We start from the raw sequence: 15,203 nt of genomic DNA, 5'->3' as shown, positions 1-15,203 counted from the left end.
TGGCCGGATTATAACGAGGGTTTCGCACCTGTGCCATCTGAAAGATCCGATAGTGCTATGCGAAGAAACGCGGCTGCAAATTCCTCGGGTGGCAGCGGCAGGCTGACGATGTAGCCCTGGATCTGCTCGCACCCTTCGGCTGCCAGAAAACGTTGCTGGGCCTGGTTTTCAACACCCTCGGCAATGATCGTCAGTTGCATGCTGCGGCCCAGGGCGATGATCGCACGGGCTATGGCAGCGTCGTGTGGGTCGTCGGGCAGGCCACGGATGAACGACTTGTCGATCTTGAGGATGTCCAGCGGCAGGCGCTTGAGATAGCTCAGCGATGAGTAGCCGGTGCCAAAGTCGTCGATGGCCAACTGCACGCCCAGTTTTTTCAGCTGGTACAGCACGGCCAAGGCCTCTTCTGCCTGGCTCATGATGAAGTTTTCGGTGATTTCCAACTGCAAGTCGCCGGCCTTGAGCTGGTGCTGCTTGAGCAGTTGCTCGATGCGTCGGGCCAGGTGTGGGTGGCGTAGCTGGGCGCCGGCGAGGTTGATCGACAACGGGCCGAACGGTTCGTAGTGTTGCTTCCAGGCCTGCATCTGCCGGCAGGCTTGCTCCAGCACCCAGTCGCCGAGCTGGAGAATGGTGCCGTTCTCTTCCGCTAGGTGGATGAAGTGCTCCGGCGGTACTTCACCAAAGGTGGGGTGGCTCCAGCGGATCAGCGCCTCGGCGCCTACCAGGCTTTGGGTCTTGAGGCTGAGCTTGGGCTGGAAGCACAGGCTCATTTCGTTGCGTTCGACGGCGCGGCGCAGCTCGTGCTCAAGGGCGATGCGCTCGCTGGCCTGAGCGGTGAGGTCGCGGGTGTAGGCTTCGACGCGGTTGCGGCCTTTGGCCTTGGAGCGGTACATGGCCGCGTCGGCGTTGCGGATCAATGTCGCGACATCAGTGCCGTCCTGTGGGTACAGGCTGATGCCGATACTGGCGCTGGTAAAGAACTCGTGCTCACCGGCCTGGAACGGCGCGACGAAGCAGGCCAGCAGTTTGTTGGCGATGGTGCTGGCGTCACTGGGCTTGTGCAGGCCCGGTAGCAGGATGATGAACTCGTCGCCGCCCAGGCGGGCCACGGTGTCGACGTCACGCACCTGCTCCTTCAGGCGTTGGGCGATGCCTTTGAGCAGCAGGTCGCCGACCGGGTGACCGAGGCTGTCGTTGATGTGCTTGAAGCGGTCGAGGTCGAGGAACAGCACCGCGCCCTGGCGGTTCGATACTTGCGCGCAGGTAAGCACGGCCTGCAGGCGGTTCTCGAACAGGGCGCGGTTGGGCAGGCCGGTCAGCGGGTCGTGGTGGGCCTGGTAGTCGAGCTTGGCCTGGGCGTGCTTGAGGCTGGAAATATCGGCAAACACGGCCACGAAATGGGTGATCTCGCGCTCATTGTTGCGTACTGCACTGATGGTCAGCCAGCCGGGGTACAGCTCGCCGTTCTTGCGCTTGTTATAGATCTCGCCTTGCCAGTGGCCTTCATCGGTAAGCTGGTGCCACATGGCGGCATAAAAGGCGCTGTCGTGCTGGCCGGAAGCGAGCAGGCGCGGGGTTTGGCCAAGGGCTTCGATTTCGCTATAGCCGGTGATTTCGCTGAAGGCGCGGTTGACGGCACTGATGCGTTGGTCGATGTCGGTAATCAGCACGCCTTCGGCGGTGTTTTCGAACACGGTGGCCGCCAGTTGCAGCTTTTCCTGCATCAGATGGCGTTCGGTGATGTCGCGGGCAATGGTCAGCATGCAGTCGACGCCGGCAATCGGTAGGGGCCTGGCGGACAGCTCGCAGAGGCGGATTTGCCCGTCACTGCGGCGGATGTGGCAGGTGAAGTCGCGCACGAAGCCGTCGCGGTTGAGCTGGTCGACGAGGCGCTTGCGCTCGTTGAGGTCGACCCAGATACCCAGGTCCAGCGAGGTCTGGTCGATGGTCGGGTTGAGGTCATAGCCGGTAAGGCGGCAGAAACCCTCGTTCACCTCCAGCAGCAAACCGTCGCTCTGGCGCGACAGTAACAGGCCGTCGGGCGAGGCGTGGAAGGCTTTGGCGAACTTCTCTTCCGAGGTTTGCAGCTGTTCCTGGGTTTCCTTGAGCTGGCTGATATCGCGTACTGCCACCACCAGCGCCGGGGTGCCGTCGAGCTCGAAGGTTTCGGCCGAGGTCAGGCCGGTGAACAGTTGGCCGTTGCTGCGGCGGAAGCTCATTTCCAGGTTGCGGATACCGCCCTGGTGCAGGCGTTCGAGCACCCGCGGGCCGCTGCCTTCGACACCCCACAGGTTGAGGTCGGTGGCGGTACGGCCAATCACCTGGCCTGGGGTCAGGCCGATCTGTTCTTCGAACGCTTCGTTCACCTCCAACAGGCAGCCATCACTGTGACGGGCGATCAGCAAAATATCAGGGCACTGCTGGAACACCGAGGCGAACTTCTGCTCGGACAGGCGCAGGGCGTCCTCGGTGCGCTTGGTTTCGCTGATGTCGATCATCAGCCCGCGCATCACCGGTTGGTGGCCGTGCTCGATCATGCTGACAATGTTGCGTACCCAGAGGGGCTGGCCGTCGGCTCGGATTACCCGGTAATCCAGGCTGTGGTCGCGCCCGGCTGCAGTTTCGCTGTCGCAGTAGGCCTGGGCCCAGAGGGCGTCTTCCGGGTGCAGAATGCTGCGCCAGAAACCAGGCTTGAGCCAGTCACTCAAGGGATAGCCGAGCAGATCTTCGGCATGCGGCGAAACGTAGCTGTAGGTGAAGTCGTTGGCATCGGCTTCCCAGGCGATGGCCGACAGGCTTTCTATCAACCCTCGGTAGTGGTATTCGCTGCTGCGCAGCTCCTGTTCCAAGGCAATGCGCCGTGAAATTTCCGAACTGAGGCGGCGGTTGATGCGGATCACCACGGCCAGTACGGCCATCAGCAACAGCACCGTTGGCAGGCCATACACCAGCAGGTCGGACCAGAACATCCGCTGGTCGACCACATTGCCTACCCAGCGCTGCTGTATCTGGCTGACTTCGCTGCTGCTCATGTCGGCCATCACTTTGTCGAGAATACCGACCAGTACGTGGTTGCTGCGGGGGACCGCCATCGCCAGTTGGTAGCGATAGGGCGTTTCGCCGCTGACGTAGAGGCCGTCGAGCTTGAGCTGGCGCAGGCTCCAGATGCTGGAAGCGAGGTCGCCGACGACGGCATCTACCTGATCGGTGGCCAAGGCCTGCAGCGTGGAGCTTACATTGGGCAGTGCGACCAGGTTGAGGTCCGGGTGGTGGGTGCGCAGCAACTCGTGCGGGGCGTAGTTCTCGACCACAGCGATTTTCAGGCCGTACAGGTCTTCCAGTTTGCGCGGCTGTGCGCCGCCTTTGTGGGCAAGGATGACAATGGGAAAGTCGAGGTATGGGCGGGTGAAAGCCAGGTAGCCCTGGCGTTCAGGGGTAGACATGATACCGGGCAGCAGGTCGATGCGGCTTTCGCGCGCCTGCGCCAATACTTCGGTCCAGCTACTGGGTTCGACCGGTTTTAGCGTCACACCCAGACGTTGCTGGATCATGGCGATGTAATCGGCGGCCAATCCCTGGTACCGGCCCTCCTGGTCGCGAAACTCGAACGGTGGCCAAGAGGCGTCGACACCCAGGCTTAGCTGCGGGTGGGCAGCCAGCCAGGCTTTTTCCTCGTCTGTCAGGGTCAGGGCGCCGGCCGTTGTGTTCCACAGCATCAGGAGCAGCAACAGAATGGCCGGCTTCAAGGACATGGCAGCCTCGCATTCAGGTGGTCTGAAGTCGAGTGTAGACGGGCATTGCTGCAGATGTGCAGTGGAAGCCGGGCTTTATGTTACGGGCCACTAAAGAAAAACCCCGGCCTGGGCCGGGGTTTGTCATCACTCGTCGAGGAAGGAGCGCAGGTGCTCGCTGCGAGTCGGGTGGCGCAGTTTGCGCAACGCCTTCGCTTCGATCTGACGGATCCGCTCACGCGTTACGTCAAACTGCTTGCCCACTTCTTCGAGGGTGTGGTCGGTGTTCATGTCGATACCGAAACGCATGCGCAGCACCTTGGCTTCGCGTGCGGTAAGGCCCGAGAGCACGTCGCGGGTGGCTTCCTTGAGGCTTTCGACCGTGGCTACGTCGATCGGGGACTGCATGGTCGAGTCCTCGATGAAGTCGCCCAGGTGCGAATCTTCGTCGTCACCGATCGGGGTTTCCATGGAGATCGGCTCTTTGGCGATCTTCAATACCTTGCGGATCTTGTCCTCAGGCATTTCCATGCGCTCGCCCAGCTCTTCCGGGGTCGGTTCACGGCCCATTTCCTGCAGCATCTGGCGGGAAATACGGTTGAGCTTGTTGATCGTTTCGATCATGTGCACCGGAATACGGATGGTGCGTGCCTGGTCGGCGATCGAACGGGTGATCGCCTGACGAATCCACCAGGTGGCGTAGGTCGAGAACTTGTAACCGCGACGGTATTCGAACTTGTCCACCGCTTTCATCAAGCCGATGTTGCCTTCCTGGATCAGGTCGAGGAACTGCAGGCCACGGTTGGTGTACTTCTTGGCGATGGAGATCACCAGACGCAGGTTCGCCTCGACCATTTCTTTCTTGGCGCGGCGGGCCTTGGCTTCACCGATCGACATGCGACGGTTGATTTCCTTGATCTCGGCAACGGTCAGGCCGGTTTCGGTCTCAAGGTCGATCAGCTTCTGCTGGCAGGCAACGATGGCGGCGTCCTTTTCACCCAGGGCAGCAGCCCATTTGGTGTTGCGCTTGGCCAGGTCACCGCTCCAGGTCTGGTCGGTTTCGTTGCTTGGGAACATGCGCAGGAAGTCGGCACGCGGCATGCGGGCGTCACGCACGCACAGCTGCATGATGGCGCGTTCTTGCTGGCGCAGGCGGTTCAGGGCATCACGTACACGCTCGACCAGTACCTCGAACTGCTTCGGTACCAGCTTGATCGGCATGAACAGGTCGGCCAGGGCCTGCAGGGCCTCGACGCTTTCCTTGTGGGTACGACCGTTTTTCTTCAGGACCTTGGTGGTCGCCTGAAGCTGCTCGGATACCGCACCGAAGCGCTGGGCTGCGACAACCGGGTCCGGGCCGCTTTCGGCCTCTTCCTCGTCGTCACCGCCTTCGGACTCTTCTTCGTCGTCGTCGGACTCTTCTTTCGCAGCGGCGGCCTTGGTGCCAGGGATCGGCACTTCTTCGGTCGGCGCAGCGATGTTGTCGTCAGGGTCGATGTAACCGCTGAGAACGTCCGACAGACGGCCACCCTCGGTGGTGACGCGGTCATATTCGCCGAGAATGTAGTCGACAGTGCCCGGGAAGTGGGCGATGGCGCCCATGACTTCACGGATGCCTTCCTCGATACGCTTGGCGATTTCGATTTCGCCTTCGCGGGTCAGCAGCTCGACGGTACCCATTTCGCGCATGTACATGCGCACCGGGTCGGTCGTGCGGCCGATATCGGTTTCAACTGCCGCCAACGCAGCAGCGGCTTCTTCGGCCGCGGCTTCGTCAGTGTCGGCTTCCGCCAACAGAAGGGCATCCGCATCCGGAGCACTCTCGAATACGTTGATCCCCATGTCGTTGATCATGCGGATGATGTCTTCCACCTGTTCCGGATCTGAAATATCCTCAGGCAGGTGGTCGTTGACCTCCGCGTAAGTCAGGTAGCCCTGCTCACGACCGCGGGTGATCAACTCTTTGATACGAGACTGCTGTTGCGCTTTTCCGGACATAACACCCTATCCACTGAAGGTCTTGGCGGGCAAAAAACAAGCCGAGGATTATACCCGAGCATGGGCCTCACGCGCCAGATGAGGTCGGCGTTTGTGCGGGAACATTCCGGCTCAGCAGGGCGAGGAGCTGGGTTTTTTCCTCGCTGGTCAATTCGCTTTGACGTGATTTCCTGAGCAGTTGTTCCAGGCTGCGCTCGCGTTGGCGGGCGGACAAGCTAGTTATAGTGTCGAAAAACTGTTGTTCAAGGTTGTCGGCCACGATCAGCCATTCCTTTTCTGCCAGCGCCCGCAGCAGGCGGCCCTGTTCGGTGCCGTGCCAACGTGCGATCAACTGCATTGAGCTTAGCCCAGGATTTTTCTGCGCGGCTTCGATCAGCGCCACCAGCAGCTGGCTGTACAGATGTTCTTCGTCGGCAAAATGGCTGGCGTCTTCCACCTTGCCGGCCAGCAGCGGGTGGTGCAGCAGGGTGCGCAAGGCCGCCAGGGTTGGGGGTTCGACCGGGGCCGGTACGCGTGGTGGCGCTTCGTCGCGTTGCTGCCAGGGCTTGCCACCTTTGCGGTTCTTGTCCCAGGGCTTGTCGCTCCATTGCTTCTTGCCGCCGCCCTTGTTCGGCTTCCACTCCTGTTCCTGATGAGCAGGGGCGTAGTCGTGCTGCGGCATGTCGCCGAAGTCGGGGGTGTAGCTGGCCATGGCGTCGTAGTCGTAGCCAGGGTCGTAATCCGGCACACTGTTGGCCGCGGGTGCGTGTTGCGCCAGTTGCTCGACCTGCTGCGGATCGAGGCCGGTGATTTCCTTCAGGCGGTTGCGCATCAACTGGCGCAGGTTGGCGCCTGGGATCTTTTCGATCAACGGTGCGGCCAGGGTCGCCATGTGCGCCTTGCCTTCCAGTGAGCGAGGGTCGGCTTCGACACTCAGCTGCTCGAAGAAGTAGTCGGCCAGTGGCTGGGCATGCTGGTTGATGCGGGCCATGAAGGCATCGGTGCCTTCAGCGCGCACCAGGCTATCCGGGTCTTCGCCTTCGGGCAGGAACAGGAAGCGCGCGCGGCGGCCGTCCTGCAGGTTCGACAGGGTCGATTCCAGCGCACGCCAGGCGGCCTTGCGCCCGGCCTGGTCGCCGTCGAAGCAGAACAGCACGCTGGGCACCACACGGAACAGCCGCTTGAGGTGCTCCTCGCTGGTGGCGGTGCCCAGGGTGGCCACGGCATTGCGCAAGCCTTGCTGGGCCAGGGCGATGACGTCCATGTAGCCCTCGACGACGATGATTTCGTCGAGGTTGCGGTTGTGCTTGCGCGCCTCGTACAGCCCGTACAGTTCCTGGCCCTTGTGGAACACCGGGGTTTCCGGGGAGTTCAGGTACTTGGGTTTGTCGTCGCCGAGCACCCGGCCGCCGAAGGCGATGATGCGCCCACGGCTGTCGCGGATCGGGAACATCACCCGGTCGCGGAAGCGGTCGTAACGCTTGCCGCTTTCGGCGTTCTCGATCAGTAGGCCGGCATCGATCATCACTTTCTGCTGCAGGGTGTCGGCACCCAGGTGCTTGAGCAGGTTGTCCCAGCCTGGCGGGGCAAAGCCCAGGCCGAAGTCGCGGGCAATTTCCCCGGACAGGCCGCGGCCTTTGAGGTAATCCACCGCCGCCTTGCGGGTCGGGTGGCTGCGCAGGGCCTGGCGGTAGAACTCCGAGGCGGCATCCAGTAGCGGGTACAGTGGCGAGTCGGTGGGCTGGCGCGGCTTGTGGTCGCGGCGGCCTTGTTCGCGGGGCACTTCCATGCCGGCGGCGCGGGCCAGTTCCTCGACGGCCTGGGGGAAGTCCAGGTTGTCGTGGTCCATGACGAAGCCCAGGGCGTTGCCGCCGGCGCCGCAGCCGAAGCAGTAGTAGAACTGCTTGTCGGGGCTGACCGTGAAGGAGGGGGTTTTCTCCTTGTGGAACGGGCAGCAGGCGGAGTAGTTCTTGCCGGTTTTTTTCAGCTGGACGCGCGAACTCACCACGTCGACGATGTCGAGGCGGTTGATCAGGTCGTCAATGAAGCTCTGGGGAATCAGCCCGGCCATGGCAGTCTCGTCATCTGGCAACTGGCAAGTCTAATCGCTCACGCGCCGAATGGGGCGAGTGTTGCTTGGGGAAGTGCGAGGGAGTGTGCTCGTCGCCGGCCCTTGAGGGCCCGTCAGTCGGACGTGCACGTCTGGTCATACAACAAGGAGGACCAGCTCTGACGTTTCAGGCAGGTTGCCCATGTGCAGTTCGCATGACGCTTGTGCAGGGCCTTGAGCTAGCTGCTCAAGTTTGAAGCGACCACTGCCATCGCCCGGCGGTTAGCCGGGCAGGGCAGAAGCTTTGCGTTGAACGCCTGTATTAGTACAGACGAACGGCGCGGCGCTGTTCGCGCTGAACTTTCTTGGCGTGACGCTTAACAGCGGCAGCTGCTTTGCGCTTACGCTCTGCGGTCGGCTTCTCGTAAAACTCGCGGCTACGAACTTCAGCCAGTACACCGGCTTTTTCGCAGGAGCGCTTGAAACGACGCAGAGCTACGTCGAAGGGTTCGTTCTCTTTAACTTTGACGGCTGGCATCCAGGGCTACCTTAATTCATTACCGGGGTAGACGTGCTCCTGGCAAAACAAAGGTGTGCTGGAGAACGTCGGTTTTCAAGGGTTGCGGATGTTAACCCTTAGCAAGCCGGAATGCAAAGCCTCTGATCGAAAACCGCTGGTCGGCACCCGACACGGGGACTATCATGCGCGGCTTCGAATTCAGCCCCCACAAGGGACGAACCCATGCTAGTACTGGGATTGGAAACATCCTGCGACGAAACTGGTGTCGCATTATACGACAGTGAACGCGGTTTGTTGGCCGACGCACTGTTCAGCCAGATCGACCTGCACCGCGTGTTTGGCGGTGTGGTGCCCGAGCTTGCCTCGCGTGACCACGTCAAGCGCATGCTGCCGCTCATCCGCCAGGTGCTGGACGAAGCCGGCTGCGTCGCCACCGAGATCGACGCCATCGCCTACACCGCAGGCCCTGGCCTGGTCGGTGCATTGCTGGTGGGCGCCTCCTGCGCCCAGGCACTGGCCTTTGCCTGGGACATTCCGGCAATTGGCGTACACCACATGGAAGGCCACTTGCTGGCGCCCATGCTGGAAGAAAACCCACCGGAGTTTCCGTTCGTCGCTTTGTTGGTTTCCGGCGGGCATACCCAGTTGGTTCGGGTCGATGGCATCGGCCAGTACGAACTGCTGGGCGAGAGCTTGGATGACGCTGCCGGTGAAGCGTTCGACAAGACCGCCAAGCTGATCGGCCTCAACTACCCCGGTGGCCCGGAAATCGCGCGCCTTGCTGAAAAGGGTGTGCCTGGGCGTTTCGTTTTCCCACGGCCGATGACCGACCGCCCGGGCCTGGAGTTCAGCTTCAGCGGCTTGAAAACCTTCGCCCTCAACACCTGGCAGCAATGCAAGGATGCTGGCGACGACGGTGAGCAAACCCGTTGCGACGTGTCTCTCGCATTCCAGCAGGCGGTGGTGGAGACTTTGACCATCAAGTGCAAGCGGGCGCTCAAGCAGGCCGGCCTCAAGCGCCTGGTCATCGCCGGTGGCGTGAGTGCCAACAAGGCGTTGCGGGCGTCCCTCGAGGACATGCTCGGCAGCATCAAGGGCAACGTGTACTACGCGCGGCCGCAGTTTTGTACCGACAATGGCGCGATGATCGCTTACGCCGGCTGCCAGCGCCTGTTGGCCGGGCAGCAGCAGGACCTGGCCATCAGCGTGCAGGCACGCTGGCCGATGGAACAGTTGCCGCCGCTGTAGGTTTTAGAAGTGCCGTTCGCGCCCGGCAAACAGGTCGCGCAGGTTGCTGCGGTGGCGCCACACGATCATCACCGTCAGCACGCTGATCGGTAGCAGGGCTTCCGGCTCGCGCCAGGCCAGCAATGGCAAGGTCAGTGGCGTGGCAATCAGCGCCGCCAGCGAGCTGGTACGGGTAAGGTAGAACGTCAGTAGCCAGGCGCCAATGGCCAGCAGCGCGGCCGGGAAGTACAGGCCCATGAGCATGCCTGCGGCGGTGGCTACGCCTTTGCCGCCGCGGAAGCAGAAATACAGCGGGAACAGGTGGCCCAGCACTGCGCACACGCCTACCCAGGCTTGCGCGTGCAGGTCCAGCCCGGCAAAGCGGGCAAGCAATACCGGCAAAAGGCCCTTGCACAGGTCGCCAAGCAGGGTCAGGATCGCCAGTTTACGGCCTGCCAGGCGTAGCATGTTGGTGGCGCCGGCATTGCCTGAGCCGCTGGAACGCGGGTCCGGGCTGCCCGAAAGGCGGCTGAGGACAATGGCGAAGGACAGCGAGCCGAGCAGGTAGGCGAGCAACGCCAGTAACCAAAACATGCTAACTATTCCGGGCGAGGACGCCCTGATTCTAACGGCGCCAGTCGCCCTTGTCGTGCTGTGGAGAGAAGTGCTTGGACAGAGTGTTCATCGAAGGCCTGGAAGTCGATACCGTCATCGGTGCCTATGACTGGGAGCGGGATATTCGCCAGTGCTTGCGCCTGGACCTGAGCTTCGCCTGGGACAACCGCCCGGCGGCGGCGGGTGACGACCTGAGCCTGGCGCTGGACTATGCCAGCGTGTCGGCGCGCGTCCAGGCGTTTGCCGAGCAGGCGCGCTTCGAGTTGGTGGAAACCTTTGCCGAGCGCCTGGTGGCCACCTTGATGGAAGAGTTCCAGATCCCGTGGGTGCGGTTGAAGCTGACCAAGCCGGGAGCGGTGCCGGCGGCCCGTGGTGGTGTTGGCGTGGAGATCGAGCGCGGATGTCTCTGAGCACGGTTTACCTTGGCCTGGGTAGCAACATCGACCGCGAGGCGCATTTGTGCGCCGGGCTTGATGCGCTGGCCGGCATCCTGACCGACATGCGCTGCTCGCCGGCGTTCGAAAGCCAGGCGGTGGGGATCAAGAGCGGGCCGTTCATCAACTTCGTGGTGACCGGGCAAACCGAGCTGCCGCTGATTGAACTGGACCGCCGGCTGAAGTTCATCGAGGCCGACAATGGCCGCTATGCGCCGGACCGCAAAGGGTTGCCGCTGGATATCGACGTGCTGATGTATGACGAATTGCACGGTACGTTTGATGGGCTGGTGCTGCCCAGGGCCGAGATTCTGAAGAATGCGTTTGTGCTGTGGCCGTTGTCGTTGCTGGCGCCTGAGCTGGTGCATCCGGGGGCGGGCAAGACCATGGCGCAGTTGTGGCAAGAGGCGCAGATCGATCAGGTGTTGGCGCCGGTCGCTTTTGAGTGGCGTGGGTTACAGCTGACACCGGCCTGACTGGTTTTCGCGGTCATTGTGGGAGCGGGCTTGCCCGCGAACACCGGCGGAGCCGGTGCCATACACCGAGTCGGGTTCTTCGCGGGCACGCCCGCTCCCACAGGTGGCGCGCTGGTCAGCTGGGTTTGTAAGCCTCTACAGCCTTCAGCCGCTCAGCCTTGAGCGCCTCGCCCAGTGCCTGGCCCGTCAGCCCGGCCTGCACCAGGGGCTTCACATCCACCGCCCGTACCGCCGCCGCTGCGCCACGCAGATATTCCGCCTGTGGATAACTCGCCTCGCCATCACCCAGCGCCACCATCTCGCACGCCGCAATAAAATCCTCGAACCGCTGCGGCCGCCGATACACATCGAACTTCTGCAACAGCTCCAGCAATGCCGCGGCAGACAGCGCCAGCGCTTGATTGCCCTGCGTCAGGCACTCTCCCGTCAGCAGCGCCAGCTCCTGGCATTCCCGAGGCGCCTTGAGGCGCTGGTTGACGGCTTTGATCGAGGCCGGTGCCAAGCCGCTCAGCAGGCACGCCCAGCGTACGTGCAAGGGCTGCTCGTGCGCCGCCGCTTGCTCCAGGGCTGCCAATGCCCGGGAGTTGTCTGCAAGCTCAGGCAGCATTGCTAGTAGTGCATCGCAAGCACGCAGTACCTGGAAGAACACCTGCGGCTGCGCTTCCATCAATGCCCGCTCGATTTCCTTCCAGCTACGCTCGGCTGTCAGTGCTTGCAGCTCCCCCGAAGCACTGATCTGGCGCATCAGCTCCAGGGTCTCTTCGGCAACCCGGAAACCCAGTGGTGCATAGCGGGCAGCAAACCGCGCAACGCGCAGCACGCGTAAAGGATCTTCTGCGAATGCCGGGGAAACGTGGCGTAACAGGCGCTGATCGAGATCGGCTTTGCCATGGTAGGGGTCGTATACCGTGCCCGCCTCATCCTCGGCCATCGCATTGATGGTGAGGTCGCGGCGGATCAGGTCTTCTTCCAGGGTCACGTCAGGGCTGGCGTGAAAGGTGAAACCGCCATAGCCGCGCCCACTCTTGCGCTCGGTGCGCGCCAGCGCGTATTCCTCGCCGGTTTTCGGGTGCAGGAACACCGGGAAATCGGCGCCGACCGGCCGATAGCCGTTGGCGAGCATTTCTTCGACGGTGGCGCCCACCACCAGCCAGTCGATATCGCTGACCGGGCGGCCGAGCAGGCGGTCGCGCACGGCGCCGCCGACTTTGTAGATGTGCATGTGCAGCTCTCCATAACTGCCGACAGGATAACCTGTCGGCAGTTATGGCGTTGCACTAGAGGTGGTGGATGACCGCCAGGTCCATGCGCCCGTAGTCCGCGCTTTCGCCGTGCTCGCCACGCGGCGGCATGTGATGGGTCTTCATCACCTGCTCACCTTGCACGGTTTCCAGGTGGATATCGAAACCCCACAGGCGGTGCAGGTGCTTGAGCACTTCATCGGTCGAGTCGCCCAGCGGTTTGCGGTTGTGCTGCTGGTGGCGCAGGGTCAGCGAGCGGTCGCCACGGCGGTCGACGCTCCAGATCTGCACGTTCGGTTCACGGTTGCCCAGGTTGTACTGTGCTGCCAGTTGCTCACGAATCACCCGATACCCGGCTTCATCGTGAATCGCGGGCACCAGCAGGTCGTCGCGCTGGTCGTCATCGAGGATGCTGAACAGCTTGAGGTCGCGCATCACTTTAGGCGACAGGTACTGCAGGATGAAGCTTTCGTCCTTGAAACTGCTCATGGCGAACTTGATGGTAGAAAGCCAATCGCTGCCGGCAATGTCGGGGAACCAGCGGCGATCTTCCTCGGTCGGGTTCTCGCACATGCGGCGGATGTCGGTGTACATGGCAAAGCCCAGTGCATACGGGTTGATGCCGCTGTAGTACGGGCTGTCGAAGCCGGGCTGGAACACCACGCTGGTGTGCGACTGCAAGAACTCCATCATGAAGCCTTCGGTAATCAACCCCTCGTCGTACAGGTCGTTCATCAGGGTGTAGTGCCAGAACGTCGCCCAGCCTTCGTTCATCACCTGGGTCTGGCGCTGCGGGTAGAAGTACTGGGCGATCTTGCGCACGATGCGCACCACTTCACGTTGCCAGGGCTCCAGCAGCGGGGCGTTTTTCTCGATGAAATACAGGATGTTTTCCTGAGGTTCGGCGGGGAAGCGCCCGTCATAGCGGTCGTTACCCTTTTCGGCGCTTTTCGGAATGGTGCGCCACAGGTCATTGATCTGGCGCTGCAGGTGCTCCTCGCGCTCCTGTTGCCGGCGCCGCTCTTCCTCGGCGGAAATAGGGTAGGGCCGCTTGTAGCGGTCCACGCCATAGTTCATCAGGGCATGGCAGGAGTCGATCAGGTCTTCAACTGCATCAATGCCATGACGCTCTTCGCACTGGGCGATGTACTGCTTGGCGAACACCAGGTAGTCGATGATCGAACTGGCGTCGGTCCAGGTGCGGAACAGGTAGTTGCCCTTGAAGAAACTGTTATGGCCGTAGCAGGCATGGGCGATCACCAGTGCCTGCATGCACATGGTGTTTTCTTCCATCAGGTAAGCGATACACGGGTCGGAGTTGATCACGATTTCGTAGGCCAGGCCCATCTGGCCACGGCTGTACGACTTTTCCGTGCTGAGGAACTGCTTGCCGTAGGACCAGTGGTGATAGCCCAGCGGCATGCCGACCGAGGCGTAGGCGTCCATCATCTGCTCGGCCGTGATCACCTCGATCTGGTTGGGGTAGGTGTCCAGGGCGTAACGCTCGGCCAGGCGGCTGATTTCCCGATCGTAGGTCTGGATCAGCTCGAACGTCCACTCGGACCCGGTGGAAATGGGTTGGCGTCTCTGTGCTCTGGCGGTCATGTGGCTAACCTGCGCTGGAAGAGTTCACGGAAGACCGGGTAGATGTCGCCGGCCGATACCAGCTGCTGCTGAGCGAACGTGTCGGGGTAGGCTTCACCGATGCGTTCGTATTCATACCACAGCGCCTGGTGCTCACGGGGGGTGATCTCGACGTAAGTGTAGTACTGCACATGCGGCATGATCTGCTTGGAGAGGATCTCGCGGCAGATGGGCGAGTCGTCGTTCCAGTTATCGCCGTCGGAGGCCTGCGCGGCATAGATGTTCCAGTCGCTGGCCGGGTAGCGTTCGGCCATGATTTCCTGCATCAGCTTGAGTGCACTGGAAACGATGGTGCCGCCCGTTTCCCGTGAGTAGAAGAACTCCTCCTCGTCGACTTCCCGGGCGCTGGTGTGGTGGCGGATGAACACCACTTCGATGCGGTCGTAGTTACGCTTGAGGAACAGGTACAACAGGATGAAGAAGCGCTTGGCGATGTCCTTGGTGGCCTGGGTCATCGAGCCGGACACGTCCATCAGGCAGAACATCACCGCCTTCGAGCTAGGGTTGGGCTGCTTGACCAGCAGGTTGTACTTGAGGTCGAAGGTGTCGAGGAAGGGCAGGCGGTTGATGCGTGCCTTCAAGCGTTCGATTTCCTGTTCGACTTCCTGGATATCGGTGAAATTGTCCGGTTCTTCGACCCGCAGGCGGGCGAGTTCCTTTTGTGCTTCGCGCAGCAGTGCACGGCTGCTTCCGGTCAGGGCGATACGCCTGGCATGGGCCGAGCGCAGGGTACGCACGATATTGATGCGCGACGGGTTACCTTCATTGGCGATACCGGCGCGCACGGTCTTGAAGGTGTCGGCGCCTGTCAGGTGACGCTTGACCAGGTTGGGCAGTTCGAGGTCTTCGAACATGAATTCGAGAAACTCTTCCTGAGTGATCTGGAAGACGAATTCATCCATGCCTTCGCCGGAATTACCGGCCTTGCCACGGCCACCGCCGCCACCCCCGCCGCCTTGCGGCCTTGGGATGTGTTCGCCTGCTGTGAATTCCTTGTTGCCAGGATGCACGATGGTCTGTTTGCCCCCGCGACCATGGTGCAGCACCGGTTCGTCGATGTCGCGACCGGGAATGCTGATCTGCTCGCCATGTTCCATGTCCATGATGGAACGGCGGCTCACCGCCTCTTCGACGGCCTTCTTGATGTGTTCGCGGTACCGCCGCAAAAAGCGCTGGCGGTTGACCGTGCTCTTGTTCTTGCCGTTCAGGCGTCGGTCGATAACGTAGCTCATGGTCCCTCCGGTAGCTGGGAACAGCTGCACGCTTCAAGCTACGAGCTGCTGCACGT

11 protein-coding genes are annotated in these 15,203 nt (G+C 61.9%); 3 read left to right on the top strand and 8 right to left on the bottom strand.

Annotation, left to right across the window (positions count from 1 at the left end; all coding sequences use genetic code 11):
- Nucleotides 1–8 precede the first annotated feature (8 nt).
- From A0O30_RS17245 to rpsU, 4 genes are all read right to left on the bottom strand, one after another.
- Entirely contained in the window at nucleotides 9–3,752 is a 3,744-nt protein-coding gene (locus tag A0O30_RS17245; RefSeq protein ID WP_105947291.1) for a bifunctional diguanylate cyclase/phosphodiesterase, read from the bottom strand.
- 126 nt (nucleotides 3,753–3,878) lie between these two features.
- On the bottom strand, nucleotides 3,879–5,729 hold the full coding sequence (rpoD, locus tag A0O30_RS17240) for an RNA polymerase sigma factor RpoD (protein WP_060499073.1): 1,851 nt from the start codon (nucleotides 5,727–5,729) through the stop codon (nucleotides 3,879–3,881).
- 67 nt (nucleotides 5,730–5,796) lie between these two features.
- Nucleotides 5,797–7,779: a DNA primase gene (dnaG, locus tag A0O30_RS17235; protein WP_105947290.1), complete on the bottom strand. Its 1,983-nt coding sequence runs from the start codon at nucleotides 7,777–7,779 to the stop codon at nucleotides 5,797–5,799.
- Between the two features lie 301 nt (nucleotides 7,780–8,080).
- A complete protein-coding gene (rpsU, locus tag A0O30_RS17230) occupies nucleotides 8,081–8,296 on the bottom strand; it encodes a 30S ribosomal protein S21 (protein WP_003255575.1) in 216 nt (71 codons plus the stop codon).
- Nucleotides 8,297–8,500: 204 nt separating this feature from the next.
- On the opposite strand from rpsU, the gene tsaD reads away from it, so the two are divergent.
- Nucleotides 8,501–9,526, top strand: a complete 1,026-nt coding sequence (tsaD, locus tag A0O30_RS17225) for a tRNA (adenosine(37)-N6)-threonylcarbamoyltransferase complex transferase subunit TsaD (protein ID WP_016715759.1) — start codon at nucleotides 8,501–8,503, stop codon at nucleotides 9,524–9,526.
- Nucleotides 9,527–9,529: 3 nt separating this feature from the next.
- Here the strand turns inward: tsaD and plsY are convergent, their stop codons facing one another.
- Nucleotides 9,530–10,099, bottom strand: coding sequence for a glycerol-3-phosphate 1-O-acyltransferase PlsY (gene plsY, locus A0O30_RS17220; protein WP_105947289.1), 570 nt, complete (start codon nucleotides 10,097–10,099; stop codon nucleotides 9,530–9,532).
- Between the two features lie 74 nt (nucleotides 10,100–10,173).
- Between plsY and folB the strand changes: the two genes are divergently transcribed.
- Nucleotides 10,174–10,530 carry a dihydroneopterin aldolase gene (gene folB, locus A0O30_RS17215; RefSeq protein WP_016715761.1) on the top strand — a complete coding sequence of 119 codons (357 nt, stop codon included), beginning with the start codon at nucleotides 10,174–10,176 and terminating at the stop codon, nucleotides 10,528–10,530.
- Nucleotides 10,521–11,030, top strand: coding sequence for a 2-amino-4-hydroxy-6-hydroxymethyldihydropteridine diphosphokinase (folK, locus tag A0O30_RS17210; RefSeq protein WP_060499071.1), 510 nt, complete (start codon nucleotides 10,521–10,523; stop codon nucleotides 11,028–11,030). Before folB ends, folK begins: the two co-directional genes overlap by 10 nt.
- 115 nt (nucleotides 11,031–11,145) lie before the next feature.
- Here folK and A0O30_RS17205 read toward each other — a convergent pair whose 3' ends face one another.
- Genes A0O30_RS17205 through A0O30_RS17195 form a run of 3 tightly spaced genes read right to left on the bottom strand, consistent with a single transcriptional unit; the run spans nucleotide 11,146 to nucleotide 15,147 of the window.
- Nucleotides 11,146–12,252 carry a multifunctional CCA addition/repair protein gene (locus A0O30_RS17205; RefSeq protein WP_105947288.1) on the bottom strand — a complete coding sequence of 369 codons (1,107 nt, stop codon included), beginning with the start codon at nucleotides 12,250–12,252 and terminating at the stop codon, nucleotides 11,146–11,148.
- Between the two features lie 55 nt (nucleotides 12,253–12,307).
- Complete coding sequence (locus A0O30_RS17200; protein WP_105947287.1) at nucleotides 12,308–13,876, bottom strand: SpoVR family protein; 1,569 nt, start codon at nucleotides 13,874–13,876, stop codon at nucleotides 12,308–12,310.
- Nucleotides 13,873–15,147: a YeaH/YhbH family protein gene (locus tag A0O30_RS17195; protein ID WP_025754030.1), complete on the bottom strand. Its 1,275-nt coding sequence runs from the start codon at nucleotides 15,145–15,147 to the stop codon at nucleotides 13,873–13,875. The genes A0O30_RS17200 and A0O30_RS17195 overlap by 4 nt, the downstream gene beginning before the upstream one ends.
- Nucleotides 15,148–15,203 lie beyond the last annotated feature (56 nt).

This window comes from Pseudomonas sp. LLC-1, assembly GCF_002992185.1.
GTDB lineage: Bacteria > Pseudomonadota > Gammaproteobacteria > Pseudomonadales > Pseudomonadaceae > Aquipseudomonas > Aquipseudomonas monteilii.
The sequence above is the reverse complement of the archived record's forward strand: the minus strand, read 5'-3'. Positions and strand labels throughout refer to the sequence as shown.

Excerpts from the sequence above, each read along its gene's own strand:
- tsaD (WP_016715759.1), top strand. The coding sequence starts at position 8,501 with ATGCTAGTACTGGGATTGGAAACATCCTGCGACGAAACTGGTGTCGCA.
- rpoD (WP_060499073.1), bottom strand. The coding sequence starts at position 5,729 with ATGTCCGGAAAAGCGCAACAGCAGTCTCGTATCAAAGAGTTGATCACC.
- A0O30_RS17200 (WP_105947287.1), bottom strand. The coding sequence starts at position 13,876 with ATGACCGCCAGAGCACAGAGACGCCAACCCATTTCCACCGGGTCCGAG.
- rpsU (WP_003255575.1), bottom strand. The coding sequence starts at position 8,296 with ATGCCAGCCGTCAAAGTTAAAGAGAACGAACCCTTCGACGTAGCTCTG.
- A0O30_RS17205 (WP_105947288.1), bottom strand. The coding sequence starts at position 12,252 with ATGCACATCTACAAAGTCGGCGGCGCCGTGCGCGACCGCCTGCTCGGC.
- plsY (WP_105947289.1), bottom strand. The coding sequence starts at position 10,099 with ATGTTTTGGTTACTGGCGTTGCTCGCCTACCTGCTCGGCTCGCTGTCC.
- A0O30_RS17245 (WP_105947291.1), bottom strand. The coding sequence starts at position 3,752 with ATGTCCTTGAAGCCGGCCATTCTGTTGCTGCTCCTGATGCTGTGGAAC.
- A0O30_RS17195 (WP_025754030.1), bottom strand. The coding sequence starts at position 15,147 with ATGAGCTACGTTATCGACCGACGCCTGAACGGCAAGAACAAGAGCACG.
- dnaG (WP_105947290.1), bottom strand. The coding sequence starts at position 7,779 with ATGGCCGGGCTGATTCCCCAGAGCTTCATTGACGACCTGATCAACCGC.
- folK (WP_060499071.1), top strand. The coding sequence starts at position 10,521 with ATGTCTCTGAGCACGGTTTACCTTGGCCTGGGTAGCAACATCGACCGC.